We start from the raw sequence: 26,864 nt of genomic DNA, 5'->3' as shown, positions 1-26,864 counted from the left end.
TTTATTCCACTTCGCTATTGTTGGTTGGTGTATCGGTGTCTTTGGTGACTCTGACTTGCATAATGCGATGTTTTTTAACGAGGAGTATGTCAAATCGCCAACCTTGGTAGTGAATGTGCTCCCCAACATTTGGGACTCGACCATAAAGCCATGTCAAAAGCCCATTTAATGTTTGAAAGCCTTCTCGCTCTTCGCCTTCTATGCTGCTCAGTTCGAGTTTATTCTTGAGCTCATTGAGCGGGATCAACGCGTCCATCAACCAACTGCCATCTTTTTGTTGCTTGGCCCACACTTGCTGTGGTGCCATGCCCAGTTCTCCAGCAATTGACTTTAACAAGTCGTAAAGGGTTACTAGGCCTTGTACATCACCATACTCATCGACAATAAAGACCATTTCCGCACTGGTTTGTTGCATGTAGTTAAGGAGAGGTAACCCTTTCATGGACTCGGGTACAAAACGTGGGCGCTTGAGCTGTTTAGCCAGTTTACTGATAGACAATTCGTCATATTCATCGAGCAGGACTTTGGATGAAATGGTGCCAATAATATTGTCCAAACTACCCTTACAGACTGGCCATACGGAGTGTTGGGTTTGGCGAAGGTCAGTAAGGATGACATCAATAGGTTGGTTGGCATCCAGGTAATGGATATCGCACCGTGGTGTCATTAACGATAATGCTAAACGATCGTTAAGGTGGAGTAAGTTGCGAATCATCAATTGCTCTTGTGGCTCAATCGCACCGGACTCAGAGCCTTCGCTAACAATAGCAAAAATATCCTCCTCGGTAACAATCTCACCGTTGCTGTCGTTTTGGCGCAATAATCGGAGAAAAGTATCGGTTGAAAACGTCAATAAGAAGACAAAAGGAGTGGTGAGCTTGGCGAGCCAGTGGATCGGATAAGCTACGATAATAGCGATGGTTTCTGCGTTGTTTTGTGCAAAGCGCTTGGGAACGAGTTCTCCCACCACAATCGCGAAGTAGGTGATCATGAGCACGACGCTCATCGTTGAAAGTACCGTGGCTATCTCTCTTTCTAGCCCTTGGGTTACTAACCAATTTTCGAATGGTACTGAAAGCGTTGCTTCACCAAAAATACCACTTAATAGCCCGATGACTGTAATGCCTATTTGGATCGTGGAAAGAAACTGAGTCGGATTGTTTTTAAGTTCGAGCGCTAAAGCGGCAGAGGCGTTGTGTTCTGCAATTAATTTTAGCCTTCCGCTTTTGGCTGCGACTAGAGCGATCTCTGACATCGCAAACGCGCCATTGAGTGCGATTAATCCAACCAGCAGTAATACGTCCATAACGTTTCCCAGTAATGTACACGTTAGCAGCATAACTAGATTCACGCGCAAGAAATGTGATGTTGCGAGTAAATCATGCAGCGCTCTATTATCGGGCTCTACGCGCATGAATCCTTCTGTTACTTCACTGGGATTCTGATACACTACGCGCCCATTTCCTCTGTTGAGACGTTTCTATGCCATTTTCTAAGCTTGGTTTAAGCGCATCGATTACTGATGCAGTAAAAGCGCTAGGTTATGAAAAACCGACCTCTATCCAACAAAAAGCCATTCCAATCGTACTGCGTGGTAGCAACTTAATTGCTGCAGCACAAACGGGGACAGGTAAAACGGCCAGTTTTGTTCTACCAATCTTAGAAAAGCTTAGTCAAGGCGAAACGCAACGTAAAAAACGCGCTCGCGCTATTATTCTTACGCCCACACGCGAACTTGCGCTTCAGGTTCATCAAAGCATTGAAGCTTATGGTAAAAACTTACCGCTGCGCTCAATGGCGATGTTTGGTGGTGTGGATTATGCGCCACAAAAACAAGCCTTGATCGAGGGTGTCGATATTGTGGTAAGTACGCCGGGACGTTTGATTGACCTGTACGGTCAACGCGCTATTCACTTTGATGAAGTGGAAATACTAGTGCTTGATGAAGCGGACAAAATGTTGGACATGGGATTCATCGATGCGATCGATAAGATCGTTGATTGCATGCCAGAACATGTTCAAAGTCTGCTGTTCTCGGCGACGCTATCTAACCCTGTTCGTGATTTGGCGAAAAACGCGATTATTGATCCTGAAGAGATCACGATTGCAAAACACAGTGCATCTAAGTCGAACATCAAGCAGTGGATCACCACCGTCGATAAGGACATGAAGTCGTCGCTGTTAAGTCACATGCTCAAAGAAAACGACTGGTCACAAGTACTGGTATTTATTGAAACCAAACACGGTGCTGCCAAGCTTGTTAGCCAACTTGAAAAGCGCGGCATTGTGGCTGAAGCGTTTCACAGTGGCCGTAATCAGCGTGTTCGCCAAGAATTAATAGAAAAGTTCAAAGCCGGTGAAATCCAGTACCTAGTCGCAACTGGTGTTGCAGCGCGCGGTATTGATATCGATAACTTGCCCGTTGTTATTAACTACGACTTACCGTATCCAGCAGATGAATATGTACACCGTATTGGTCGTACTGGTCGTGCTGGCGCACAAGGTGAAGCGATCTCATTAGTCTCAAAAGATGACTTTAAAAACCTTTGTATGATCGAGAGCCGTTTAGGGCACTTGCTAGAGCGAGTGGAAATTGACGGCTTTGCACCAAGAAAGCCAGTGCCGATTTCTATTTTAAATTACGTACCTAAGAACAAGCGTAAACCGCACGATAAGCGCGAATCAAAATAGCCTGTTTTATCTCTACGATCCAAAAGCCGCATTGTTGCGGCTTTTTGCGTTTTAGGGAGATTCACTCATGGGTTGACAGTGTTGGCTTTTATGCCGTAATGAGGAAAAAAGTTAATTTATGTCATACGCTTAACACTCAAAGTGAGTCAGCTTTCGTAAAGCTTTTGTCAATTCTCTGTCCTCAGGTTTGCACAAGGTTAGGAATGGGCGCAGACTTTTTTGCTTGCTAGTGAATGCATAAGATGAGGCATAAATGAAAACAGGTGATAAGCAATTCGCCGTTATTGGTCTTGGCCGATTTGGTTTGGCAGTGTGTAAAGAGCTACAAGATTCAGGAGCTCAAGTTTTAGCGGTTGATATCAACGAAGACAGAGTTAAAGAAGCTGCCAGTTTTGTTAGTCAGGCAATTGTGGCTAATTGTACTCACGAAGAGACGGTTGCTGAGCTTAAGCTTGATGATTACGACATGGTGATGATTGCTATCGGAGCGGACGTTAACGCTAGTATTCTCGCCACACTGATCGCCAAAGAAGCGGGAGTGAAGTCAGTATGGGTTAAAGCCAACGATCGATTTCAAGCGCGTGTCCTGCAAAAGATTGGTGCGGACCACATTATCATGCCTGAACGTGACATGGGGATACGTGTCGCGCGTAAAATGCTCGATAAACGGGTCCTTGAGTTCCACCCTTTAGGTAGTGGCTTGGCCATGACGGAGTTTGTGATTGGATCTCGTTGGATGGGTAAGACATTAAGTGACCTCGCACTGTGCAAAGTCGACGGTGTGCAAGTACTCGGGTTTAAACGGGGCCCAGAAATAACCAAGGCGCCAGACCTTAATACCAAGCTGGAAATTGGCGATCTCATTATTGTGGTTGGCCCGCAAGATGCGCTGGCAAATAAATTAAAATCACTATGACGCAGTTTCATCAAAAAGGCGTTTTTTACGCGCCAGATGGTAAACGAGAAAAAGGTAAGGGTAACGAGCCGCGGATTATATTGCTGAGTTTTCTCGGTGTGTTGCTGCCTTCTGCCGTGCTGTTAACCTTGCCGGTTTTTTCTGTTACGGGACTTTCGATAACGGACGCTTTGTTTACCGCAACATCCGCCATCAGTGTGACAGGGCTTGGTGTTGTCGATACCGGGCAACACTTTACGTTAGCCGGAAAAATCTTGCTGATGTTTTTAATGCAAATCGGTGGGTTGGGACAGATGACGTTGTCGGCGGTTTTACTCTATATGTTTGGTGTGCGTTTAAGCTTACGCCAGCAGGCGTTAGCGAAAGAAGCGCTAGGGCAAGATCGACAGGTCAATTTAAACCGACTGGTGAAGCGGATTGTGATTTTTGCGCTTGTCGCGGAATCTATTGGGTTTATTTTCCTTTCCGTTCGTTGGGTTCCTGAAATGGGCTGGCAAACTGGCATGTTTTACGCGTTATTTCATGCGATTTCTGCGTTTAACAACGCAGGGTTTGCTCTGTTTTCAGACAGTATGATGAGCTTTGTGAATGACCCGCTGGTTATCTTTACCCTGGCCGGGTTATTCATTTTTGGTGGGCTTGGTTTTACTGTTGTCGGAGACATCTGGCTGAACTGGCGTAAAGGTTTCCACTTTTTGCATCTTCATACCAAAATCATGCTTATCGCGACACCGATATTGCTCTTTGTTGGGACGGTGATGTTTTGGTTACTCGAGCGGAGTAATCCAAATACAATGGAATCGTTACCTTTGGCTGGTCAATGGTTGGCGGCATTCTTCCAATCCGCTAGTGCTCGGACGGCCGGGTTCAACAGTGTCGACTTGGCGCAGTTTACCCAGCCAGCTTTATTGATCATGATTGTTCTGATGTTGATTGGTGCTGGGTCCACCTCAACGGGGGGTGGCATTAAGGTTTCCACATTTGCCGTTGCGTTCATGGCTACGTGGACCTTTTTGCGCCAAAAGAAACATGTGGTTATGTTTAAACGAACCGTAAACTGGCAAACCGTGACTAAGTCACTCGCCATTATCGTTGTGAGCGGCGCCATTCTGACAAGCGCGATGTTTTTATTGATGCTCACAGAGAAGGCAAGCTTTGATAAGGTCATGTTTGAAACCATTTCCGCATTTGCGACGGTAGGACTTACCGCTGGTTTGACGGCAGAGCTTTCTGAACCTGGCAAGTACATTATGATCGTGGTAATGATCATTGGTCGTATCGGGCCACTCACGCTTGCCTACATGTTGGCCCGCCCTGAGCCTACCTTAATCAAATACCCAGAAGACGCCGTTCTTACAGGTTAAAGTAGCGTTTATCTGCACCCCACCGACCATAACGAGCACTGATTAATAGCAGTGCTCGTACATTTATAAAATATGTGGGACGTTGCCCAATTTTATCTACAAAGTCGCAGAAGTTTATTTCTTCTTCCTTTTGTTTCGATACTATTCATTCACTCAATTTATACCCTCGGAAGCCACACTTACAAAAGTATTTGGGCATCCGACGCTTTTGTAACGTGATGCTAAATAATATTGTGTTATCTGAGCGAATTGATACCAGCCTTAGTCGTTAGCCACTCAACTTCATTCTATGTTTATGGGCTATTGTGTACTGGCTGTGCTTGGTATTAAACGAATCGAAAAGATGGAGCCGTACTTTGAAATTCAACACACTCGCCTTGACTATGCTAACTGCGCTTCTTGCAGGTAAGAGCATGGCAACTACTCCGCCATCACCAGTTTGGCATACTATTGCGTTGAGCGATGGTACCTCTAGTGAGGCAATTTTACGCGGCACTGCCGATTTCCACTGGTTTGAAGATAAACAAGGTAATGCCTTGGTTCATGAAGATGGCATTTGGTTTTTTGCACAGATTCAGCGCGAGTCAGACATCCCAACGTTACGCTCGACGGGTGTTGCTAAAACTCAATCGAGTGATGCGCCTGAATTGGCGAAGTTTCGCCCGGATCTACAAGTTAAGCCGCAGTTATCTTCTCTAAAAACCATTGAACCGATGGCGCGCCAAAATCTATTGCGTTCGGCGCAAGGTTATCAGGCGATGAGTAGCTCATCGGTGAAGCAGCAACCACTGTTGGTTGTGCAAGTCTCCTTTGATGATCAAGCGATGGTGCATGACTTCGAACAACGTGTGTTTAATACCGATGGCCAAAGCGTTGTCGATTATTTTGATAAAAACTCTCAAGGGAAATTCAAAGTTGTCCCTGCGATTGAGAGTTATGGTGCCGCGAATGATGGTGTGATCAATGTGACCGTGGCGCAAAGCCACCCAAATTGCCACTCTAGCTCAACTGACAAGACTTGCACTGCCAAGTTGAATGCGGTCTTCACCGAAGCGTATCAAAAACTGGATCCGTACTTTAATCTTTCGGCTTACGACAGCAATCAAAATGGTACCGTAGAACCGTCAGAGTTGTCAGTGATGTTTATTTTTGCTGGTGGCGACCGTTCAACTGGATTCCTTGATCGTCCTTCTATTTGGCCGCATAAATTCTCTCACGATGATGTGGCCCTAGATGGCAAAAAAATTGCCGATTATTGTGTGTTTGCTGACTACCAAGTTGATCATCAAGCGACGTTAGGCGTGATCGTACATGAGCTTGGCCACTTAATGCTTGGCTTGCCGGATTTGTACGCAAGGAACAGTGATGCTTCGATCGGTTCTTGGGGCGTGATGGGTGGTGGTTCATGGGCACAGAAACCGGGAGACTCATACGCAGGAGACACGCCAGTGAACATGAGCGCCTGGAGTAAACACGCCGCTGGTTTCGTTGTACCAACGATCACTCATGAAAGCCCGATGCCTATTTCCGTGAATAACGACGATGTCAAACTGGTGTATCTCGACCCGTACTTGAAAGAGTTTGGCCCACGCGTTTATTTGGAAAACCGTACCTTTAGCGGTTACGACCGAGCATTGGCGGCAGAAGGCATACTAGCGACGTCGGTTAATGTCCAAAATCGCTTTAACGATGTTGGCGCGATGCAGGTTCAAATCATGCAGGCCGACGGTCTGAATGAGTTAGAACATGATGGAAGCAGTGATGCCAGCGATTTGTATCCTAATGGTGGCAATGTCATTTCAGATACATCGACCCCGGGTCTGAGAGCGATCGCCGGGTTTGATACTGGGGTTCGTATTTCCAACATTGCCAGCAATACCAACGGCGGCAGTTTTTCTCTTGAGCATATAAACGAGCCAAATAAATCGGCATGGTTGAACTCTCTTCACCAAGGTTATGTGTACGCAAGTGGCAGTAACACCCTGGCGGTATCATTGGATTTGAATGCTGAGACAAAGCTTGATGGTCTTCAACTTTACGCGCAAAGCAATAGCGTTCAAAGTGACATGACTTATCGAGTATGGCGATTCCCATTCTCAGGTAACGTGGGCTACCGATTAATATTGGATCAGAACAATGCTGAACTTTTACAGCAAGGTAGCTTCCAAAAGCCATCCCGAATTTTATTCCCTCAACCGAGCCAATTAAGTGCGGGTCAGCACCTGTTAGTAGTGGAATTAGAAGGCGGTGAATTTGAATCGAACTTTGACTTTGGCCGCTTACTAAAAACTGAAAAATCATCCCTGCCTGTAATGTGGACTGGTAATTACAATGAGATAGGTACGTTTGGTTTAGAGCAAGCCGGGTTCTCTTATGTTCCGTTTGCAGCACTCTTGAATGTGGAGGCGAACAACATTGTTGAAGCGAAAGCTGACTCACTGCAAACCGATAAGAATACGCCAATCGATCTGAACTTGATGGACAATGATTTCATGGCCTTAGGATATCAGTTCAATGTGGACATTGTGCAGAAGCCTGAGCACGGCACCATTTCTGGCAACCAATACCAACCTGAAGCTAACTTCGTTGGTTTGGACAGCTTCCAATATCGTTTGCTGTCTACGGACGGCGTGTATTCGTCTTCGGTTGTGAGCGTGCAGGTCGAAGTACTTGGTAGTAATGAAGCACCAAAAGCGCTCATCGATGTGGATAGCCAAAAGATTACTGCTGGGCAGAAAGTAACATTGTCGGCGGCAAACAGCACAGATGCGGATGGCGATGTGTTGAACTACCGATGGGAGCAATTGGCTGGTACTTCAGTTTCTATCGGAAATTCGACCAGTGCTACGGCAAGCTTTACAGTGCCTCAAGGTATAAAAGCGGGTGAGGTTCTGACATTCCATCTAACCGTTACTGATCCAAGTAATGAAACCTCCAGTGCTACCGTCAATTTAACCATGCAAAACGCAGCGCCAGTCACGCTAGCAGATACGGCGACCGTTGCCGTTGGTGAAAGCATTGTGATTGATGCTGCTGGCAATGATTCGGATGTGAATGGCGATAAACTGGTTGTAGAAAGCGTACAGAACCTAACGGGCGTGGGAAGTGCGAGTGTAGAAAATGGCAAAATTCGTTTTCAAGCTCCGGATAGTGCGGTTGATAACATCAAGCTGCAATATACGGTTTCAGATGGCAACGGTGCTACCGCAATAGGTGAAGTGACCGTGACGGTTGTCGCTTCTTTGAAAACAACGACATTCAAGAACTCTGAAGGTAGTGGCAGTGTTTCTTATTGGGCTCTGATGTTACTTGTTGCATTGGGCTGGCGACGCCGCGTCTAAAACGATATCGAATTACGGTATAAGCCACTCACATTGAGTGGCTTATTTTTTGTGCCTGTTTTACTTCCTAGTGTCTCTCATTATCTTATGAGATGTGTTTCTCATTATTTTTAAAGCGATTTTTCTATTCAGCGGTTACCCTATGGGCAGATTTTTATAAATTAAGGATGTTGTATGTCAACCGAGGACTTTTCTGTTTCGGCAATATGCCGAGAAGCAGCAGTGATGGTCAGAAGGAACCTACTCGCAATTGTCATTGCTTGTATTCCATTGATCATCGTGCACTCAATTTTTGTGTTTATGTATCCTGAAATGACGGGGCAAGATCAAGCGAACGCTCAAGAAGGAAACATCGCGGGATTTTATTTCGTCACAATCATTTTATACCCACTTGTTGCCGCGATGGCGGCTGTGCGTGTACACCGAATTTATTTGGTTGGCGATTACATGCACTCAGCGTTGGATGTATTTCGCTTGTCAGCCAGAGAATTCCGTTTCATTGGCTGGTGGATATTATTTGGGTTGATGATGATGCTCGTCATTGGTATCCCAATCTTTGTGTTGTCGTTTCTCTATATTGCAGAAAGTGGTGAACCTGATTTTGTCGCCATGGCGTTTATCACAACGGTTGCAAGCATTCCGGGCTATTGGGTGATGGCGCGCTGGTCGTTCGTGTTGCCAGCGACCGCAATGGATCATCAGCCGCGCAGCTTGCGTCGTTCGTGGAACCAAAGCAGACCATACAACAAACAAGTATTCATTTTGATGGGCTTAATTCCATTGGGCGCGGGATTGCTCAGTCAGCTTATCTTTAGTCACTTTACTAACCTCTTCATGCTGAGTCTTGTGGGTGTTGCTTATGGTATTTTCGGTGCGTACCAGTTGGCTTTGTTATCGTTGAGCTATAAAACGGTCGTGGACATTGAACGCGCTCGTTTTGATACACCATCAGAGCCACCAAAAACGGGTGAAGAGTTTTCCGCTTAATCATTTGATCGCTTTTACATGCCACTTCCGTTTGTGAGGTGGTATGCAGCGGGTTAATACCTTCCTACCGCCTTCGCGTTATTCACGCAAAATACCCATGCCCATTTCATGGCTGAATGACAGTGACGTTCACACGTATACTGACAGCAGTACTTCTTTTTATTAAGGAACCCCACATGTCCATTTGGCAACGGGTCAGTTTCACCCATCGCTTTAGTCAATTACCGTCAGCTTTCTATACTTTGGTCGAGCCGCAACCCTTGGATAACACTCGTTGGGTAGCTTGGAATGGTGAGTTTGCGCAGCAGTTTGGTTTACCAGCAGAGCAAAGCGATGAGCTATTGGCGGTTTTTTCTGGGCAAAGCGAATTCGAACCGTTTCGCCCTCTGGCGATGAAATACGCAGGACATCAGTTTGGCGTTTACAACCCAGACTTGGGCGATGGACGTGGATTGCTGTTGGCGGAAATTGAGCATCAAGATGGCACTTGGTTTGATATTCACCTTAAAGGCGCGGGGCTAACCCCCTACTCGCGAATGGGGGACGGCAGGGCGGTGTTGCGCTCAACCATTCGTGAGTATCTATGTAGTGAAGCCATGGCAGGGCTTGGGATCCCGACGACTCGTGCTCTTGGCATGATGGTCAGTGACACGCCGGTTTATCGCGAGAAAACAGAATTCGGCGCAATGTTGATTCGTATGGCGGAGACCCACGTGCGTTTTGGCCATTTCGAGCATTTTTTCTATACCAATCAATTGGCAGAGCAGAAGTTGCTGGCGGACAAAGTGATCGAGTGGCACTTTGCTGATTGTGCGTCGGCAGAGAAGCCATACGCTGCAATGTTTGGTGAAATTGTTCAGAAAACAGCGGACATGATTGCTTATTGGCAAGCGTATGGGTTTGCTCATGGGGTAATGAACACCGACAACATGTCGATCCTTGGTCAAACGTTTGATTACGGCCCGTTTGGTTTTCTTGATGATTATGAGCCGGGATATATTTGTAATCATTCCGACTACCAAGGCCGTTATGCATTTGACCAACAGCCAAGAATTGCGCTTTGGAACCTCTCAGCGCTCGCGCATGCGCTATCGCCACTCGTTGAGCGAGAAGATTTAGAAGCGTCGTTGAGCCAATTTGAAGTCCGGTTGAGTCAGCAGTTCAGCCGCCTAATGCGTGAGAAGTTGGGTTTAAAAACCCAGATCGCGGAAGATGGACGTTTATTTGAAGCAATGTTTGAGCTCCTTCACCAAAATAAAACGGATTACACTCGCTTCTTTAGAACGCTTTCAAATCTTGATACTGATTCTTCTCAAGCCGTAATCGACTTGTTTCTAGACCGAGAAGCTGCGCGAGCTTGGCTTGATCTGTACTTAGCTCGATGTGAGCTAGAGGTTGATGAACTAGGGGAGCTGATTTCAGCCGAACAGCGTTGCGAACAGATGCGTCAAGCCAATCCCAAATACATCTTGCGTAACTACTTGGCTCAGTTGGCGATTGATAAAGCGGAAGAAGGGGACTTTAGCGAATTACACCGATTGGCCGAACTGTTAAAGCGCCCATTTGATGAGCAACCCGAGTTTGATGATTACGCGAAATTGCCACCAGAATGGGGGAAGAAAATGGAGATAAGCTGTTCTTCATAAATGGGTCATTTCCCACCCATTTGAATCTTTTTCTTGGGTGGAATTCACTCGTTATACTCTGTGTTCATGTTAATGGGCTTTGTTAATTTATTGAAATGCATATGAATTTTAACATGGTCCATTAATTGCTCTTTGTTGAACATCCGTACCCATCGCCTAATACCTAGTTATTCATGGACGGGATGGGATGTGATTCAACAAGGAGAATAATAATGTTTAAGCCTCTAACTCTACTATCTGTCTCTGCGCTTGCTGTAACGAGCTTTAACGCTGCCGCGAATTGTGACCCAGGTGAAACGGTCATCAAGTTCAGCCATGTAACGAACGCGGACAAACACCCAAAAGGTATTGCGGCTTCGTTACTTGAAAAACGCGTTAACGAAGAGATGAACGGTAAAGTCTGTATGCAGGTGTTTCCGAACTCAACGCTTTACGATGATGATAAGGTGTTGGAAGCACTACTAAATGGTGATGTTCAACTCGCTGCACCTTCTCTTTCTAAGTTTGAGAAATTCACCAAAAAGTACCGCCTTTTCGATCTGCCTTTCTTATTCGACGATGTCGACGCTGTTGACCGCTTCCAAAACTCTGAAGCCGGTGAAAAGCTGAAAAACTCAATGAAACGACGAGGTCTACAAGGTATTGCGTTTTGGCATAATGGCATGAAGCAAATGTCAGCCAACAAGCCGCTCATTTCTCCAGCCGATGCTGAAGGGCTTAAGTTCCGTGTTCAAGCTTCTGACGTTCTCGTTGCTCAGTTTGAACAGCTAGGCGCAAACCCGCAAAAAATGTCATTCAAAGAAGTGTACGGTGGCCTGCAAACTAAGGTTATTGATGGTCAAGAAAATACTTGGTCAAACATCTACGGCAAAAAGTTCTTCGAAGTTCAAGATGGCATTACGGAAACGAACCACGGGATTCTGGATTACCTAGTGGTGACGTCAAACGACTTCTGGAAAAACTTACCAGACGATCAGCGCGAGCAGCTAAACACAATCATCCAAGAGGTGACAGCGCAGCGTAATGCTGAGTCGACCAAAGTGAACCTTGCGAACAAAAACAACATCATCGAAGCTGGTGGTGTGGTTCGCACGTTAACGCCAGAACAGCGCCAAGAATGGGTCACTGCACTTCAGCCAGTATGGAAGAAGTTTGAAAAAGACATTGGTTCTGACCTAATTGAAGCCGCTTTGGCTTCTAACCAAAAATAATAACGCCTAGCACGCTTAGCCCTCTCGATTAGAGGGGGCTCTTTTCCCCTACAGACGACGTGATGTAATTATGGAACAGACTTTTTTTGCCAAGGCTGGACGAATCACCGATGCCATTGAAGAGACTTTGATTGCTTTCTTCTTAGGTGCCATGACCTTGTTAACCTTTGCCAATGTCATCTTTCGTTATGTCTTTAACGACAATATTCTTTGGGCGCTTGAGCTCACCGTCTTTATGTTCGCATGGATGGTGTTGGTCGGCGCTTCTTACGGTGTGAAAAAACACTTTCATATTGGTGTTGATGTGATTATCAACATAGTGCCAGAGGGCAAACGAAAAGCCTTGGCGTTATTCGCTGCAATATGCTGTTTAGCCTTCTCTATTTTGCTTTTAATTGGCTCTTGGAACTACTGGTATCCGTTCGCCACAGACCGAGCGTGGTATGAAACGGATGATATTCCAATGCCGGAAATGCTTCAGTTTATGGCGGATTGGTTAAACGAGGGAGAGCGTTACGAAAAGCTGCCACGTTTTATTCCTTATTTCGCTTTACCGCTTGGTATGGCGTTGCTAACGCTGAGATTTGCTCAGGCAACATGGCAAATTGCTACCGGAAAGCTCGACCGACTGATTGCAGGGCATGAAGCGGAAGAAGAGCTAGAGGCGCTTCAAGAAGAGATGAGTGATGCCGGTGATCTTATGGCTCCAAAGGCCTCAGACAATTCTAAGAGCAAGGAGCAATAAGCCATGGATATCTTATTTCTATTTTTGATGGTGATTGGTTTCATGCTTGTCGGCGTGCCAATCGCAGTTTCTCTGGGTCTTTCCAGTATTCTTTTCCTTTTGATTCATTCGGATGCGTCTTTGGCGTCTGTTGCTCAAACGTTGTTTAATGCATTTGCTGGACACTACACTCTATTAGCAATTCCATTCTTCATTTTAGCTTCAAGCTTTATGTCGACAGGTGGTGTAGCGAAACGGATCATTCGTTTCGCGATTGCGATTGTAGGCTGGTTCCGTGGTGGTTTAGCGATGGCTTCGGTTGTCGCGTGTATGATGTTTGCCGCGCTGTCAGGTTCATCTCCAGCAACGGTTGTTGCCATAGGTAGTATCGTTATCGCAGGTATGATCAAAAACGGTTACTCAAAAGAGTTTGCGGCCGGCGTAATTTGTAACGCAGGTACGCTAGGGATTTTGATTCCGCCATCTATCGTTATGGTGGTTTACGCTGCCGCGACCGATGTGTCAGTTGGACGCATGTTTCTCGGTGGTGTGATTCCCGGTTTGCTAGCGGGTGTCATGTTGATGATAGCGATCTATATTGCTGCCCGTATTAAGAACCTGCCAAAACAACCATTTGTCGGTTGGAAAGAGACGTTTGATGCAGCTAAGGATGCAAGCTGGGGCTTGTTGCTGGTGGTGATCATTCTCGGTGGTATTTATGGCGGTATTTTCACCCCAACAGAAGCCGCTGCAGTTGCTGCTGTGTACTCGTTCTTTATTGCCAACTTTGTATACCAGGACATGGGGCCATTTGCAGACAAGAAAAACACTAAACCTGCGCTCGTTAAAATCTTCCAAACCTTCGTTCATAAAGACACCAAACACACGCTGTATGAAGCGGGTAAACTCACCATCATGCTGCTTTTCATTATTGCCAATGCGTTAATTTTGAAGCACGTTCTCACGGAAGAACGCATCCCGCAAATGATCACAGAGTCGATGATGTCAGCTGGTCTAGGACCAATCACCTTCTTGATTGTGGTGAACGTATTGCTGTTGATTGGTGGTCAGTTTATGGAGCCATCAGGCTTATTGATCATTGTTGCACCACTGGTGTTCCCGATTGCGATAGCACTGGGGATCGACCCAATTCACTTAGGTATTATGATGGTGGTGAATATGGAGATAGGTATGATAACACCACCTGTTGGGCTTAACTTGTTTGTTACTGCAGGTGTCGCCAAAATGTCGATGATGAATGTCGTAAAAGCCGCACTGCCATGGGTGGCGGTGATGTTCCTATTCCTCATTATTGTAACGTACGTGCCATGGGTGTCGACTTGGTTACCAACGACCTTGATGGGGCCAGAAATCATCACTAAATAATGGCACCAGATATTTGAAGAAAAACAAAAGAGGTGTGATGATTCACACTTCTTCGTCTATGGGTTTGTAGCTAGGCCTACGAGGGTCTGGGTGGACTCGCCGCTCGTAGCTTCGCCACTTCTTTTTATTCTTGCGCCGCTCCTCGCCTGAACGTCTCTCTTCTTGATATTGCCCGTCTACCATCACGGTATCTGTAATGATCGGTATTCTCACTTTCTCGTTCATATCCGTAACAACCATGATGAATCAATTATTAAAAATTATGATTCAAGTTGGATATAATACCAATCCTTGAGAATCGTTTTATTTATAGAGCTCTTTATCTATTTGATAGCGTTGCATTTTGTCATACAGAGTTTTTCGAGGCACATTCAATTGTGCCATTGTCTGTTTAATGCTGCCGTTATTTTCCAGTAATGCGCCTTCAATGGCTGCTCTCTCGAACTCTGCTACTTGTTCTGCAAGACTTGAAGAAGGCTTGGCAACCGGAGTCGATTCTCCTAACTGAATTAATTTACCCAATAGCACGAAACGCTCTGCTGCATTTCTTAGCTCGCGAACATTGCCTGGCCAGTCATGGTTCATCAGTTGGGCGAGGTCGTGGGATGACAAGCTAGGAGAGCTTTTACCGTAACGTGAAGCCGCTACCAATAGGAAATGATGGAAGAGGGCAGGGATGTCTTCTTTCCGTTCACGCAGTGGCGGGAGGTCTAAGGTAACCACATTCAGTCGATAGTAAAGATCTTGGCGAAAGGTTCCCTCTTCAGCAGCGCGTTTCAAATCGACTTTGGTTGCGGCAATTACTCGAATATCTAAGGGCAAGAGTTCATTCGAGCCGACACGCTCAATCACACGCTCTTGCAGTACTCTCAGTAAGCGGATTTGGGCTTGGATTGGCATTGACTCGATTTCATCCAAGAAAAGTGTACCGCCTTGAGCAAATTCAAACTTACCGATACGGCGGCTTTCTGCGCCAGTAAATGCGCCTTTTTCATGCCCGTAAAGTTCGCTCTCAATCAAATTCTCTGGTACTGCACCACAATTTACTGCGACAAAGTTTTGGTTCCGTCGAGAGCTTTGCTCATGCAAAGAGCGGGCGATTAACTCTTTACCTGTACCAGTCTCGCCAAACAATAAGATATCTGCATCAGTATCGGCGATGTGAGCAATGGTTTCGCGTAACATTTGAATGCTAGACGTTTCTCCGATAACACGAGGTCCGAGCGTTTTACTTGCCTTGAGAGACAAGCGTAACTTCTCGTTTTCAACCGTTAATTGGCGCTTCTCAATGGCGCGCTTGACGGTTTCAACTAGGTGCTCAGGTGGGAATGGCTTTTCGATAAAATCATACGCTCCTTGGTGTAACGCATTCACCGCCATTGAGATATCTCCATGACCAGTAATCATAATCACGGGAAGATGGGTGTCTTTTCGTACAAGGGTATTCAGTAAATCCATCCCTGAAATACCGGGTAAGCAAATATCGGTAATCACCACACCTGGCTCGGCTCCCTGCTTAATGGCGAGTAAGGCAGATTCAGCGTCTGGAAAGAATGTGGCATCGATATCTGCCAATTCAAACGTTTGTTCTATTGCCAGTCTAAGATCGGCTTCATCATCAATAAAAAACACCTGACACATGATCTCATCCTTTTGATTGTTCTGTGTTGTTAGGAGTGATAGGTAAACACAATGAAAATCGAGCTCCGCCTTGCTCTCGATTTTGGGCACATAATCTTCCGTTCATACTGGCTAAGATTTGTTGCGAGATAGAGAGTCCTAAACCTAAGCCATTTTGTTTGGTAGTTAGGAAAGGCTCACATAAGTCCGAAAGTGAGAAATCTCCAAGTCCTGCACCATTGTCATCTACATGAATCCAAACCAAACCGGCATGTTCGTCTTGCTCTATGGATAACTGTACTTGTTTGTCTTGTTTCTCTTTGAGAGCCTCTATCGCATTGGTCAGTAAATTAACCAACACTTGTTCAAGTTGAATGATATTGATCTGAACTTCAACATCGTGCTCTGGTACCTGCGTTTCTAGCGTGACACGTGCAGATTTAAGTGCCGGTTTCATCAGCTCTTTGACTGAGGCAATTACTGGAAACAAACGAGATTGAGCCAGCTCGTTTCCACTGGTTTTTTTAGCGAAAGAACGAAGCTGCTGACTGATGTTTGCCATACGATCAGTGAGGGCTGAGATGCGAGTTAGATTATCTTCCACTCGCTCATATTTTTCTTTTTGGAGGAACAGCTTGCCGTTTTCAGCAAAGCTGCGAATGGCCGCAAGTGGATTATTCAGTTCATGACTGATACTGGCTGACATTTGCCCCAATACTGCTAGTTTCGCAGCTTGAACGAGTTCGTCTTGCGTTAGGCGAAGTGTTTGTTCGGTTTCAATTCTCTGGGCGATTTCTGCTTGCAATTCTGCGGTGCGAGCCATGACTTGATATTCAAGTTTTTGATTGGCCTCTTGTTGAATTCTCTCAAGTTGTAAGTGGCGTTGTTGACGGTGATAGATGAGCTGGCCAATTAAAAACAACACTGTGAATGCAAGAGTAAGTACAAAAATGTAACCCATAGTGAGCCAGACGATAGACTGCTTGGGAGATAGTACACGGATGGTCAGCTTGAGCTCTGGTAGGGGCAACGAAGAGACCACCAAGGTCCCTTTGTTATATGGGTAACCTTGTTTAAGCTCAGAGTGCGTTTCCTCCACATTGCCCACCAATCCTAGAGTTTCAATTGGCTCATCAAGGTATTGTCGGCTTGCCCAAACTTGTTTTCTTTCATTCTCAGTCAGTGGTTGTAAGCTTTTGAGTAGCCAATCACTTCGGCTGCTCATGAAAACAATCCCGTGCGGATCGCTCGCGACGAACACACTATTTGGCTGCTGCCAGTTGTCTTCTATCTTACTCAAGTCCATCTTAACCACGACCACACCAAGGACGCCACCCGCGTATATGATCGGATAAGAATAGTAGTAGCCACGCTTACCCGAAGTCGAACCCAGCGCGTAGTATTGGCTTCGTTCCCCAACGATTGCTTGTTTGAAATAAGGGCGGAACGCAAAATTTCGTCCAATAAAAGATCGCTCTTTACGCCAGTTGCTGGCCGCGACCGTCGTACCCCATTGATCGATTAAATAGGTATCTGCCGCTTCAATCACGTCATTAACGGATTCTAAATACCGATTGGTGAGTTCCAGTTGGGCACTGTTATTTGGATGCAGTAACGCTTGATGGAGAGGGTCATCTTTAGCCAGAAGATTAGGGATATGGGCGTATTTATCGAGTTTGTTTTTAATATGACTAGAAAATTGCTCAAGTTGGGACTGGTGTTTATCAAGCAATGATTGATAACTAGTCTGCCAAACCCAATGACCACCTATGATTGCGCAAAGGAAATAGAAGGCAAAAAAAGTCAGCAGAATCCGGTTTTTTTGCGACATCCTTACACTCCTTAAACCTTTCCTTTGGTCACGTAAGAAAATGTTAATAGTTTGTAGGGAGGATTAGGGATTTAGTTTTCAACTCTGTGGAGTAAAACAAGAGCAAGATCTCTTTTTAGGCTTTTCGATAAAAAAACCGGTCGATTCTCTTGAAAAAGTCGCTATTGTCCCCATTCTAGATATGCTGACGATACTTAGACGGTGTTTGAATCGCATTTTTGAAGAAAAAATGGGTCAGCATTCGAGAATTTAGCGCAGACAATGTCCACATAGTGGCTATTGGCTCGACAGGGTTGCGACAGATCGCTAGAATGTCGCGTCTAAAAATTCTGTCCTGAGGCTAATAGGAGATACCTTTGGTAATTTTATCGAAGATATCACTGATTAGTCCGGTACTGACAAACAGTATCGATACTCGATTTAAATTAGGTGTTCGGACAGAACACTACACAAGGATGAAGCGTAAGCTCCGCTGAGTTTCGCTCATACGCTCGGAAAACCGAGCCACTTTAGAGGTTTATATATAATGCAAGTTACTGTTGAAACGCTAGAGGGCCTAGAGCGCCGTCTAAACATTACTGTTCCAGCTGCAAACATCGAAGACGCTGTAACAGCTGAACTACGCAACATCGCTAAAAACCGTCGTTTCGATGGTTTCCGTAAGGGTAAAGTGCCTCTAAAAATGGTTGCTAAGATGTACGGCAAAGCAGTACGTCAAGACGTTCTTGGTGAAGTTATGCAACGCCACTTCATCGAAGCTATCGTTAAAGAGAAAATCAACCCAGCTGGCGCTCCAACTTTCGCTCCTGTAGAAAACAAAGAAGGTTCAGACCTAGTTTTCACTGCAACTTTTGAAGTTTACCCAGAAGTTGAGCTTAAAGGCCTAGAAAACATCACTGTTGAAAAACCGCTAACTGAAGTTAAAGACGCAGACGTAGAAGAGATGATCGATACTCTACGTAAGCAACAAGCTACTTGGGTTGAAGTTGAAGAAGCAGCAGAAGATGGCAAACGCGTAAGCATTGACTTCGTTGGTTCTATCGACGGTGAAGAATTCGAAGGCGGTAAAGCTGAGAACTTCCCACTAGAAATGGGCGCTGGTCGCATGATTCCTGGTTTCGAAGACGGTATCGCAGGTAAAACTGCTGGTATGGAATTCGACATCGACGTGACTTTCCCAGAAGATTACCACGCTGAAAGCCTAAAAGGTAAAGCAGCTAAGTTCGCAATCAAAGTGAACAAAGTTGAAGCTCGTGAACTACCAGAACTAAACGACGAGTTCGTTGCTAAGTTCGGTGTTGTTGAAGGCGGTGTTGAAGCACTTAAAGCTGAAGTTCGTAAAAACATGGAACGCGAGCTTAAGCAAGCTGTTAAGAACCGCATCAAAGAGCAAGCGATTGACGGTCTAGTTGAGCAAAACGACATCAACGTACCATCAGCGCTTATCGAGCAAGAAATTCAAGTTCTACGTCAACAAGCTGCACAACGCTTCGGTGGTAACCCAGAAGCTGCTGCACAGCTTCCACGTGAACTGTTCGAAGAACAAGCTAAACGTCGCGTAGTAGTTGGTCTTCTACTAGGTGAAGTAATCAAGTCTGAAGAGCTAAAAGCGGACGACGAGAAAGTTAAAGCTCTAATTGAAGAAATGGCTACTGCATACGAAGATCCATCAGAAGTTATTGCTTACTACGAGCAAAACGAAGAAATGATGAACAACATGCGCAATGTAGCTCTAGAAGAGCAAGCAATCGACGCGATCATCGCTAAAGCACAGGTTTCTGAGAAAGAAGTAGGCTTCAACGAGCTACTTAACCAACAACAACCTGCTGCTTAATAAGCAATATCTTGCGTAGAAGGTTGACTTAACGTTAACTATTCTGCTAACAATGGTCCGTATGATAGTCATCATCCGGGCCATTTATTTTAGGGACATAAGAATATGAGCTACCAAGAAAAAAATGCAATGTCGCCAATTATGGACGCGCTAGTACCAATGGTGGTTGAACAAACTTCCCGAGGCGAACGCTCTTACGACATATACTCACGTCTGCTGAAAGAGCGCGTGATTTTTTTAACGGGTCAAGTGGAAGACCACATGGCAAACCTTGTCGTGGCTCAGCTACTTTTCCTAGAATCTGAAAATCCAGATAAAGATATTTTCCTATACATCAACTCGCCAGGCGGCAGCGTAACAGCTGGTATGTCTATCTACGATACCATGCAGTTTATTAAGCCAAATGTGAGCACTGTATGTATGGGTCAAGCATGTTCAATGGGTGCCTTCCTGCTTGCAGGTGGTGCGCCAGGTAAGCGTTACGTACTGCCTAACTCTCGTGTAATGATCCACCAACCATTGGGTGGTTTCCAGGGTCAAGCTTCTGATATCCAAATCCATGCTCAGGAAATCCTGACCATTAAGCAGAAGCTAAACAAGTTGTTAGCAGAACATACTGGCCAACCTCTTGAAGTCATTGAGCGCGATACTGATCGTGATAACTTCATGTCATCAGAGCAGGCTGTGGAATACGGTATCGTGGATGCAGTGTTAAGCCACCGCGGCGAGTAATTAGCCAGCGCATTTTGGCAAAAATTGATATACACTCATTCATGAAGAGTAAAGGCTAAGAGGTTAGCGAATGACAGATAAAAGCAAAGAAAGTGGCAGCGGTAAATTGCTGTACTGTTCTTTCTGCGGCAAAAGTCAGCACGAAGTTCGCAAGCTAATCGCAGGTCCGTCAGTGTACATTTGCGACGAGTGTGTCGACTTATGTAACGATATTATTCGCGAAGAAATCAAGGATGTTCTCCCTAAGAAAGAATCTGAAGCGTTACCAACGCCAAAACAGATCCGTGAACACCTTGATGACTATGTGATCGGGCAAGATTACGCGAAAAAAGTGCTCGCAGTTGCGGTATATAACCACTACAAGCGTTTACGCAATGGTGATACAACGAGTGAAGGTGTAGAGCTTGGTAAAAGTAACATCCTTCTAATTGGCCCAACAGGTAGCGGTAAAACACTACTTGCTGAGACATTAGCTCGATTCTTGGATGTGCCGTTTACAATGGCAGACGCAACCACACTAACCGAGGCTGGTTATGTGGGTGAAGACGTTGAAAACATCATCCAAAAGCTTCTGCAAAAATGTGATTACGATGTAGCTAAAGCTGAACGCGGCATCGTTTACATTGATGAAATTGATAAAATTTCACGCAAAGCTGAAAACCCATCTATTACGCGTGACGTATCTGGTGAAGGTGTTCAGCAGGCGCTACTAAAACTTATCGAAGGTACGGTTGCATCGGTTCCACCTCAAGGTGGTCGTAAGCACCCTCAGCAAGAATTCCTACAAGTGGACACGTCGAAGATCCTGTTCATCTGTGGTGGTGCATTTGCTGGCCTAGATAAGGTGATTGAGCAGCGTGTTGCAACAGGTACAGGTATTGGCTTCGGTGCTGAAGTTCGTTCTAAAAACGAATCGAAGACCGTGGGTGAGCTATTTACTCAGGTTGAGCCTGAGGATCTAGTGAAGTACGGACTCATTCCAGAATTCATTGGTCGTCTTCCTGTGACAACAACACTGACTGAGCTTGATGAAGAAGCGTTGATTCAGATCCTATGTGAACCGAAGAACGCATTAACCAAGCAATACGCAGCATTGTTTGAGCTTGAAAACGCCGAACTTGAGTTCCGAGAAGATGCGCTGCGCGCTATCGCTAAGAAAGCAATGGAGCGTAAAACAGGTGCTCGTGGTTTACGCTCGATCCTTGAAGGCGTATTACTGGAAACCATGTACGAACTGCCATCTGCGACAGACGTAAGTAAGGTCGTGATTGATGAGTCCGTCATCAATGGTGAGTCAGAGCCATTGCTTATTTATAGCAACTCAGACAATCAGGCCGCTGGAGCAGAATAAATTCAGCCGTAATGAAAAAGGAGGTAAGTAATTACCTCCTTTTTTTATTTCTCTTATTGAATCCAAACAATTAGCCCCCATATAAATCGATAAGTAATACGTAAACGTGAAAGCGGAAGAGAGAATTATATGAACTTGGAACGTTCCGAGCGTATCGAGATCCCGGTACTACCTCTACGTGACGTAGTGGTCTACCCGCACATGGTTATTCCATTGTTTGTTGGTCGTGAGAAATCGATTAGCTGTTTAGAAACGGCGATGGAAACCAACAAACAAGTTCTTCTTGTGGCACAAAAGCAAGCTGATACTGATGAGCCTACGGTTGACGACCTATTTGAAGTAGGTACGGTAGCCACCATTCTCCAGCTACTGAAGCTTCCGGATGGCACAGTAAAAGTACTGGTTGAAGGCCAGCAACGTGCGAAAATCAATCACTTTAAAGAGAGTGACTTCTTCCTAGCGGAAGCGGAATTTGTGGTTACGCCAGAATTGGATGAGCGTGAGCAAGAAGTGATTGTTCGCAGTGCGATCAATCAGTTTGAAGGCTTTATTAAGCTAAACAAGAAGATTCCACCAGAAGTTCTCACCTCACTCAACGGTATCGACGAAGCGGCTCGCTTAGCGGATACTATTGCAGCTCATATGCCGTTGAAGCTGGTGGATAAGCAGCAAGTACTTGAAATTGTTGATGTCACTGAGCGTCTGGAATTCCTAATGGGCCAGATGGAATCAGAGATCGATTTGCTGCAAGTTGAAAAACGCATTCGTGGTCGCGTTAAAAAGCAAATGGAAAAATCTCAGCGTGAGTACTATCTGAATGAGCAAATGAAAGCGATTCAGAAAGAACTTGGTGAGATGGAAGACGCACCAGACGAGTTCGAAACGCTGCAGAAGAAGATTGACGAATCAAAAATGCCTCAAGAGGCACGTGAAAAGACTGAGCAAGAGCTGCAAAAGCTTAAGATGATGTCTCCAATGTCTGCCGAAGCAACAGTGGTTCGTAGCTACATCGATTGGATGGTCAGCGTGCCTTGGGCTAAACGCTCAAAAGTTAAGAAAAATTTAGCGAAAGCAGAAGAGATTCTTAATGAAGACCACTACGGTCTAGAGCGCGTAAAAGAGCGTATTCTTGAATACTTGGCGGTTCAAAACCGAATCAATAAGTTAAAAGGTCCAATCCTTTGTCTTGTTGGTCCTCCAGGTGTGGGTAAAACGTCTCTTGGTCGTTCAATTGCTTCTGCTACAGGTCGTAAGTACGTTCGTATGGCGCTGGGTGGTGTACGTGATGAAGCAGAAATTCGCGGTCACCGCCGTACTTACATTGGCTCATTGCCAGGTAAATTAATCCAGAAGATGTCGAAAGTTGGCGTGAAGAACCCATTGTTCTTATTGGACGAAATCGACAAAATGTCTTCAGATATGCGCGGCGATCCGGCATCAGCGCTACTAGAAGTACTTGATCCTGAACAGAATAACTCGTTCAACGATCACTACTTAGAAGTGGATTACGACCTTTCTGACGTTATGTTCGTTGCAACCTCGAACTCGATGAACATTCCAGGTCCATTGTTAGATCGTATGGAAGTTATTCGTTTATCTGGTTACACCGAAGACGAGAAGCTGAACATTGCAAAACGTCACCTTGTTGATAAGCAGGTGAAGCGCAATGGTCTAAAACCGGATGAGATCATCATTGAAGACTCTGCGATTATTGGCATCATCCGTTATTACACTCGTGAAGCGGGTGTCCGTAACTTAGAACGTGAGATCTCTAAGATCTGCCGTAAAGCCGTGAAGAACATCTTGCTGGATAAAGACATCAAGTCAGTCACGGTAACGATGGACAACCTAAAAGAGTACTTGGGTGTTCAACGTTTCGATTACGGTAAAGCGGATGAAAGTAACCGAATTGGTCAAGTGACAGGTCTTGCTTGGACAGAAGTGGGTGGCGACCTGCTAACGATTGAAACTCAATCCATGCCAGGTAAAGGTAAGCTGACGCAAACGGGCTCTCTTGGTGACGTGATGCAAGAGTCTATCCAAGCCGCAATGACAGTAGTTCGCTCTCGTGCAGAAAAACTGGGTATCAATACTGACTTCTACGAGAAGAAAGATATTCACGTGCACGTACCTGAAGGCGCGACGCCAAAAGATGGCCCAAGTGCGGGTACTGCAATGTGTACTGCCTTGGTTTCTGCTTTGACAGGTAATCCTGTGAAAGCAGAGGTAGCGATGACGGGTGAAATCACACTGCGTGGTGAAGTCCTACCTATCGGTGGCCTAAAAGAGAAGTTACTTGCGGCACACCGTGGCGGCATTAAGACTGTGCTAATTCCAAAAGACAACGAGCGTGATTTGGAAGAGATTCCTGATAATGTTATCGCTGATCTGGAAGTCATCCCTGTACAATGGATTGATGAAGTACTGAAAGTCGCACTAGAGCGAGACCCGACGGGCGTTGAGTTTGAGTCTCAAAAATAGTGATGTGCAGCAAAAATAAGTAAAAGTTTACGCTGATAAGTCTAAAAAGGCTTGTCAGCGTTTTTTTTGGGCGCTAAGTTAGTTTCGATAGCTGCCAGCCCTTGACGAATAAGGGATGGAGCATATTTTCTTAACAATGGAACGAAAGTCATCACAAAAATAATCACAGATGACACAAAGGGGAAATTACAGTGAATAAAACTCAGTTAGTAGAACAAATCGCAGAAAATGCAGACATTTCTAAAGCGTCAGCGGGTCGTGCTCTAGATGCATTCATCGAAGCAGTAAGCGGTACTCTTCAGTCTGGTGATCAAGTTGCTCTAGTTGGCTTTGGTACATTCAGCGTTCGTACTCGTGCTGCACGTACTGGTCGTAACCCAAAAACTGGTGAAGAAATCCAAATCGCAGAAGCAAAAGTACCAGCTTTTAAAGCTGGTAAAGCACTGAAAGACGCTTGTAACTAATCACAGCGTTAATTCTGTAACCGGCCATTTGCTTAACTTTTGCTCAAACAATAAGTTTCGAACAAAAATTTACAAACTTCGAGCCGAACTTTCTTAAATTATGCGCATCATACTGATGCGCATTTCTTTTTCTGATATTATTGCGCCATTATTTCTATTAGATAGAAGCAGTAGGCTTCAATTGTGGAGAGCAGTTAAATTATGATGGATCGACTACGCGAAGGCGTGAATAGCATCGCGGTCAAAATTATCCTTGGGCTTATCATCCTGTCTTTCGTATTTGCAGGTGTGGGTAGCTACATCGTTAGTGGTAACAACAACTCTGCAGCGAAAGTCGGTAACACTGAGATTCCTCGTGGTGAGTTCGAGATGGCATACCAAAATGAGCGTAACCGTATGCAAGCTCAGTTGGGTGACTACTTCTCTCAAATGCTGGCTGACCCTGCATATGTTGAATCTTTCCGCAAATCCGTTTTAGATCGAATGATCAATGACGTGTTGCTTGACCAACAAGCAGAAGCTTTAGGTCTGCGAATCAGCGACACTCAAGTTCGCAGCATGATTCTAGACATGCCTCAATTCCAATCTAATGGTCAGTTCGATCAAGAGATCTATCAAGCTTCTCTGCGTCGTGCAGGCTTTTCGCCAGACTCTTTTGCTGAGTACATGCGTCGTGAATTGGTTCGTGAACAACTGCTGAATGCACTACAAAACAGTGAATTTATTCTGCCAGGTGAAGTACAGGCAGAAGGTAAGCTGTTCACTCAAACTCGTGATATTCGCACGATTAAAATCGACTTAGCAGAGTTTGCGAAAAACATTGAATTGACTGACGAAGAAATTCAACAGTACTACAAAGCAAACCCTGACAACTTTACTCGCCCAGAGCAGGTTAAAGTCGCTTATATCGAACTGTCTGCTGAAGCGCTAAAGGAACAAGTTAATGTTTCTGACGCTGAGGTGAAAAAGTACTACGATGAGCACTTAAACAAATATTCTTCAGAAGAGCAGCGCCGTGTCGCTCACATTCTTGTAGAAGGGGACGATGAAGCAAAAGCGCAGGCTATCTTAGATGAGCTAAATGCGGGAGCAGATTTTGCGACGCTTGCTCAAGAGAGATCTGACGATTTTGGCAGTGCTGAAAACGGCGGTGACTTAGGTTGGATTGAGCGTGATGTGATGGACCCTGCTTTTGAAGAAGCGGCATTCGCGTTGAAGAATCCAGGCGATACGTCAGGTCTAGTAAAGTCGGACTTTGGTTACCATATTATCAAGCTTAAAGAGCTAAAAGACTCTGTGGCGAAGCCATTTGAAGAAGTAGCCGCTGAAATCAAACAAGAAATGGTTGACCAACAAGCGGTTGATCAATTCTACGAGCTACAAAGTGAGCTTGAACGCGTAGCGTTTGAATACCCAGATTCATTGTATGACGCTTCTCAAGCCGTTAACCAAGAAGTGAAGACAACGGACTTTATTTCTCAAGTTGACGCACCTGAAGTGCTTCGTAACCCTGCGGTAATGCAAGCTATCCTTAGCCCTGAAGTAAAAGAAGATGGCTTAAACTCTGAAGCTATCGAAGTTGCACCTGAACATATTATTGTGGTTCGTGTTGAAGATGCACGTGATGAGACGGTTCTTCCACTAGAAGAAGTGAAAGATCAGGTTATTGCAGAGCTTTCTCGCGTTAAGGGTGAGCAAGATGCGATGGAACTTGGTACACAGGTTGTTGCTGCATTGAAAGAAGGTAAGACAGATGTGCTTGCTGAAAACAACCTTGAATTTGGTGAACAAGAGACAGTAGATCGCCGTTCTCCGTTGGCAACAACGGTATTCGCGATGGCAAAACCAGTCGATGGTAAGCCAGTATATGGTCAGTCTAAAGATCTTGAAGGTAACATTGTTATCATCGAGCTTGATGCTGTAAATGCTGAGCTAGATAGTGATTTAGAAGAGCAAGTTGCGATGCAAATGCAGCGTGCATCTTCTCAGCAAGGCCTATCATCTGTGCTAGCAGTACTGCGCGCAAACACTGACATTGAGTACTTTATTGTGAGCAACTAAGCACAATTAGTGTAATTTGCATGTTAACTAAAACGGACCGCATAAGCGGTCCGTTTTATTTTTGTCTTTATTAACTTCAATCATCAATAAGCATTACTTAAATTAGTGCGCGTTTAAGTGATACCAGTCATTGCGAATATCGGGTCATCTAGGTTTGTTAACTGATAGTGACTTGCTCCCGATGACTAGTTTTAGCCTACTATTTTGGAGATTGTATGTTCAAT

Annotated in this window: 19 protein-coding genes and 1 pseudogene; 16 read left to right on the top strand and 4 right to left on the bottom strand. The window is 45.2% G+C overall.

Annotated elements, in window-relative coordinates; genetic code table 11:
- Window position 1: 1 nt before the first annotated feature.
- The gene (locus tag NB463_RS23105; RefSeq protein ID WP_081442555.1) at window positions 2-1,339 is read right to left on the bottom strand and encodes a hemolysin family protein; all 1,338 of its coding nucleotides are present in this window, start codon (window positions 1,337-1,339) and stop codon (window positions 2-4) included.
- A 143-nt stretch (window positions 1,340-1,482) separates the two neighbouring features.
- Here NB463_RS23105 and NB463_RS23100 point away from each other — a divergent pair, with 143 nt between their 5' ends.
- From NB463_RS23100 to NB463_RS23060, 9 genes are all read left to right on the top strand, one after another.
- A complete protein-coding gene (locus NB463_RS23100) occupies window positions 1,483-2,691 on the top strand; it encodes a DEAD/DEAH box helicase (RefSeq protein WP_258431617.1) in 1,209 nt (402 codons plus the stop codon).
- A 253-nt stretch (window positions 2,692-2,944) separates the two neighbouring features.
- A complete protein-coding gene (locus NB463_RS23095) occupies window positions 2,945-3,607 on the top strand; it encodes a potassium channel family protein (RefSeq protein WP_006742864.1) in 663 nt (220 codons plus the stop codon).
- Window positions 3,604-4,971, top strand: coding sequence for a TrkH family potassium uptake protein (locus NB463_RS23090; protein ID WP_258431616.1), 1,368 nt, complete (start codon window positions 3,604-3,606; stop codon window positions 4,969-4,971). The genes NB463_RS23095 and NB463_RS23090 overlap by 4 nt, the downstream gene beginning before the upstream one ends.
- A gap of 356 nt (window positions 4,972-5,327) precedes the next feature.
- Window positions 5,328-8,312, top strand: coding sequence for a M6 family metalloprotease domain-containing protein (locus NB463_RS23085; RefSeq protein WP_258431614.1), 2,985 nt, complete (start codon window positions 5,328-5,330; stop codon window positions 8,310-8,312).
- A gap of 174 nt (window positions 8,313-8,486) precedes the next feature.
- The gene (locus tag NB463_RS23080; protein WP_005390499.1) at window positions 8,487-9,299 is read left to right on the top strand and encodes a hypothetical protein; all 813 of its coding nucleotides are present in this window, start codon (window positions 8,487-8,489) and stop codon (window positions 9,297-9,299) included.
- A 176-nt stretch (window positions 9,300-9,475) separates the two neighbouring features.
- Window positions 9,476-10,945, top strand: coding sequence for a protein adenylyltransferase SelO (locus tag NB463_RS23075; protein WP_256955862.1), 1,470 nt, complete (start codon window positions 9,476-9,478; stop codon window positions 10,943-10,945).
- A 212-nt stretch (window positions 10,946-11,157) separates the two neighbouring features.
- A complete protein-coding gene (locus tag NB463_RS23070; RefSeq protein ID WP_005390503.1) occupies window positions 11,158-12,156 on the top strand; it encodes a TRAP transporter substrate-binding protein in 999 nt (332 codons plus the stop codon).
- 70 nt (window positions 12,157-12,226) lie between these two features.
- Window positions 12,227-12,901, top strand: coding sequence for a TRAP transporter small permease (locus NB463_RS23065; RefSeq protein WP_005390505.1), 675 nt, complete (start codon window positions 12,227-12,229; stop codon window positions 12,899-12,901).
- 3 nt (window positions 12,902-12,904) lie between these two features.
- On the top strand, window positions 12,905-14,266 hold the full coding sequence (locus NB463_RS23060; RefSeq protein ID WP_258431613.1) for a TRAP transporter large permease: 1,362 nt from the start codon (window positions 12,905-12,907) through the stop codon (window positions 14,264-14,266).
- A gap of 42 nt (window positions 14,267-14,308) precedes the next feature.
- Here the strand turns inward: NB463_RS23060 and NB463_RS23055 are convergent, their stop codons facing one another.
- The 3 genes from NB463_RS23055 to NB463_RS23045 all read right to left on the bottom strand — a co-directional run bounded on the left by NB463_RS23055 (window position 14,309) and on the right by NB463_RS23045 (window position 17,717).
- Window positions 14,309-14,491: a hypothetical protein gene (locus NB463_RS23055; protein WP_041853050.1), complete on the bottom strand. Its 183-nt coding sequence runs from the start codon at window positions 14,489-14,491 to the stop codon at window positions 14,309-14,311.
- 78 nt (window positions 14,492-14,569) lie between these two features.
- Window positions 14,570-15,907, bottom strand: coding sequence for a sigma-54-dependent transcriptional regulator (locus NB463_RS23050; protein WP_005390512.1), 1,338 nt, complete (start codon window positions 15,905-15,907; stop codon window positions 14,570-14,572).
- Between the two features lie 4 nt (window positions 15,908-15,911).
- Window positions 15,912-17,717, bottom strand: coding sequence for a sensor histidine kinase (locus NB463_RS23045; protein WP_258431612.1), 1,806 nt, complete (start codon window positions 17,715-17,717; stop codon window positions 15,912-15,914).
- 40 nt (window positions 17,718-17,757) lie between these two features.
- On the opposite strand from NB463_RS23045, the pseudogene NB463_RS23040 reads away from it, so the two are divergent.
- The 7 genes and pseudogenes from NB463_RS23040 to ppiD all read left to right on the top strand — a co-directional run bounded on the left by NB463_RS23040 (window position 17,758) and on the right by ppiD (window position 26,640).
- Window positions 17,758-17,970 (top strand): annotated as a pseudogene (locus NB463_RS23040) (hypothetical protein).
- A gap of 273 nt (window positions 17,971-18,243) precedes the next feature.
- On the top strand, window positions 18,244-19,551 hold the full coding sequence (gene tig, locus NB463_RS23035; protein ID WP_258431611.1) for a trigger factor: 1,308 nt from the start codon (window positions 18,244-18,246) through the stop codon (window positions 19,549-19,551).
- Window positions 19,552-19,656: 105 nt separating this feature from the next.
- On the top strand, window positions 19,657-20,283 hold the full coding sequence (gene clpP, locus NB463_RS23030; RefSeq protein WP_005382347.1) for an ATP-dependent Clp endopeptidase proteolytic subunit ClpP: 627 nt from the start codon (window positions 19,657-19,659) through the stop codon (window positions 20,281-20,283).
- A gap of 70 nt (window positions 20,284-20,353) precedes the next feature.
- On the top strand, window positions 20,354-21,634 hold the full coding sequence (gene clpX / locus NB463_RS23025) for an ATP-dependent protease ATP-binding subunit ClpX (protein ID WP_005390528.1): 1,281 nt from the start codon (window positions 20,354-20,356) through the stop codon (window positions 21,632-21,634).
- Between the two features lie 129 nt (window positions 21,635-21,763).
- Entirely contained in the window at window positions 21,764-24,115 is a 2,352-nt protein-coding gene (gene lon / locus NB463_RS23020) for an endopeptidase La (protein WP_005390529.1), read from the top strand.
- A gap of 191 nt (window positions 24,116-24,306) precedes the next feature.
- Window positions 24,307-24,579, top strand: a complete 273-nt coding sequence (locus NB463_RS23015) for an HU family DNA-binding protein (protein WP_005382341.1) — start codon at window positions 24,307-24,309, stop codon at window positions 24,577-24,579.
- A 201-nt stretch (window positions 24,580-24,780) separates the two neighbouring features.
- Entirely contained in the window at window positions 24,781-26,640 is a 1,860-nt protein-coding gene (ppiD, locus tag NB463_RS23010; protein ID WP_258431608.1) for a peptidylprolyl isomerase, read from the top strand.
- The last annotated feature ends 224 nt before the right edge of the window (window positions 26,641-26,864 follow it).

Origin of the sequence: Vibrio sp. RM-41-2B (assembly GCF_024744415.1) — a bacterium.
GTDB lineage: Bacteria > Pseudomonadota > Gammaproteobacteria > Enterobacterales > Vibrionaceae > Vibrio > Vibrio diabolicus.
The sequence above is the reverse complement of the archived record's forward strand: the minus strand, read 5'-3'. Positions and strand labels throughout refer to the sequence as shown.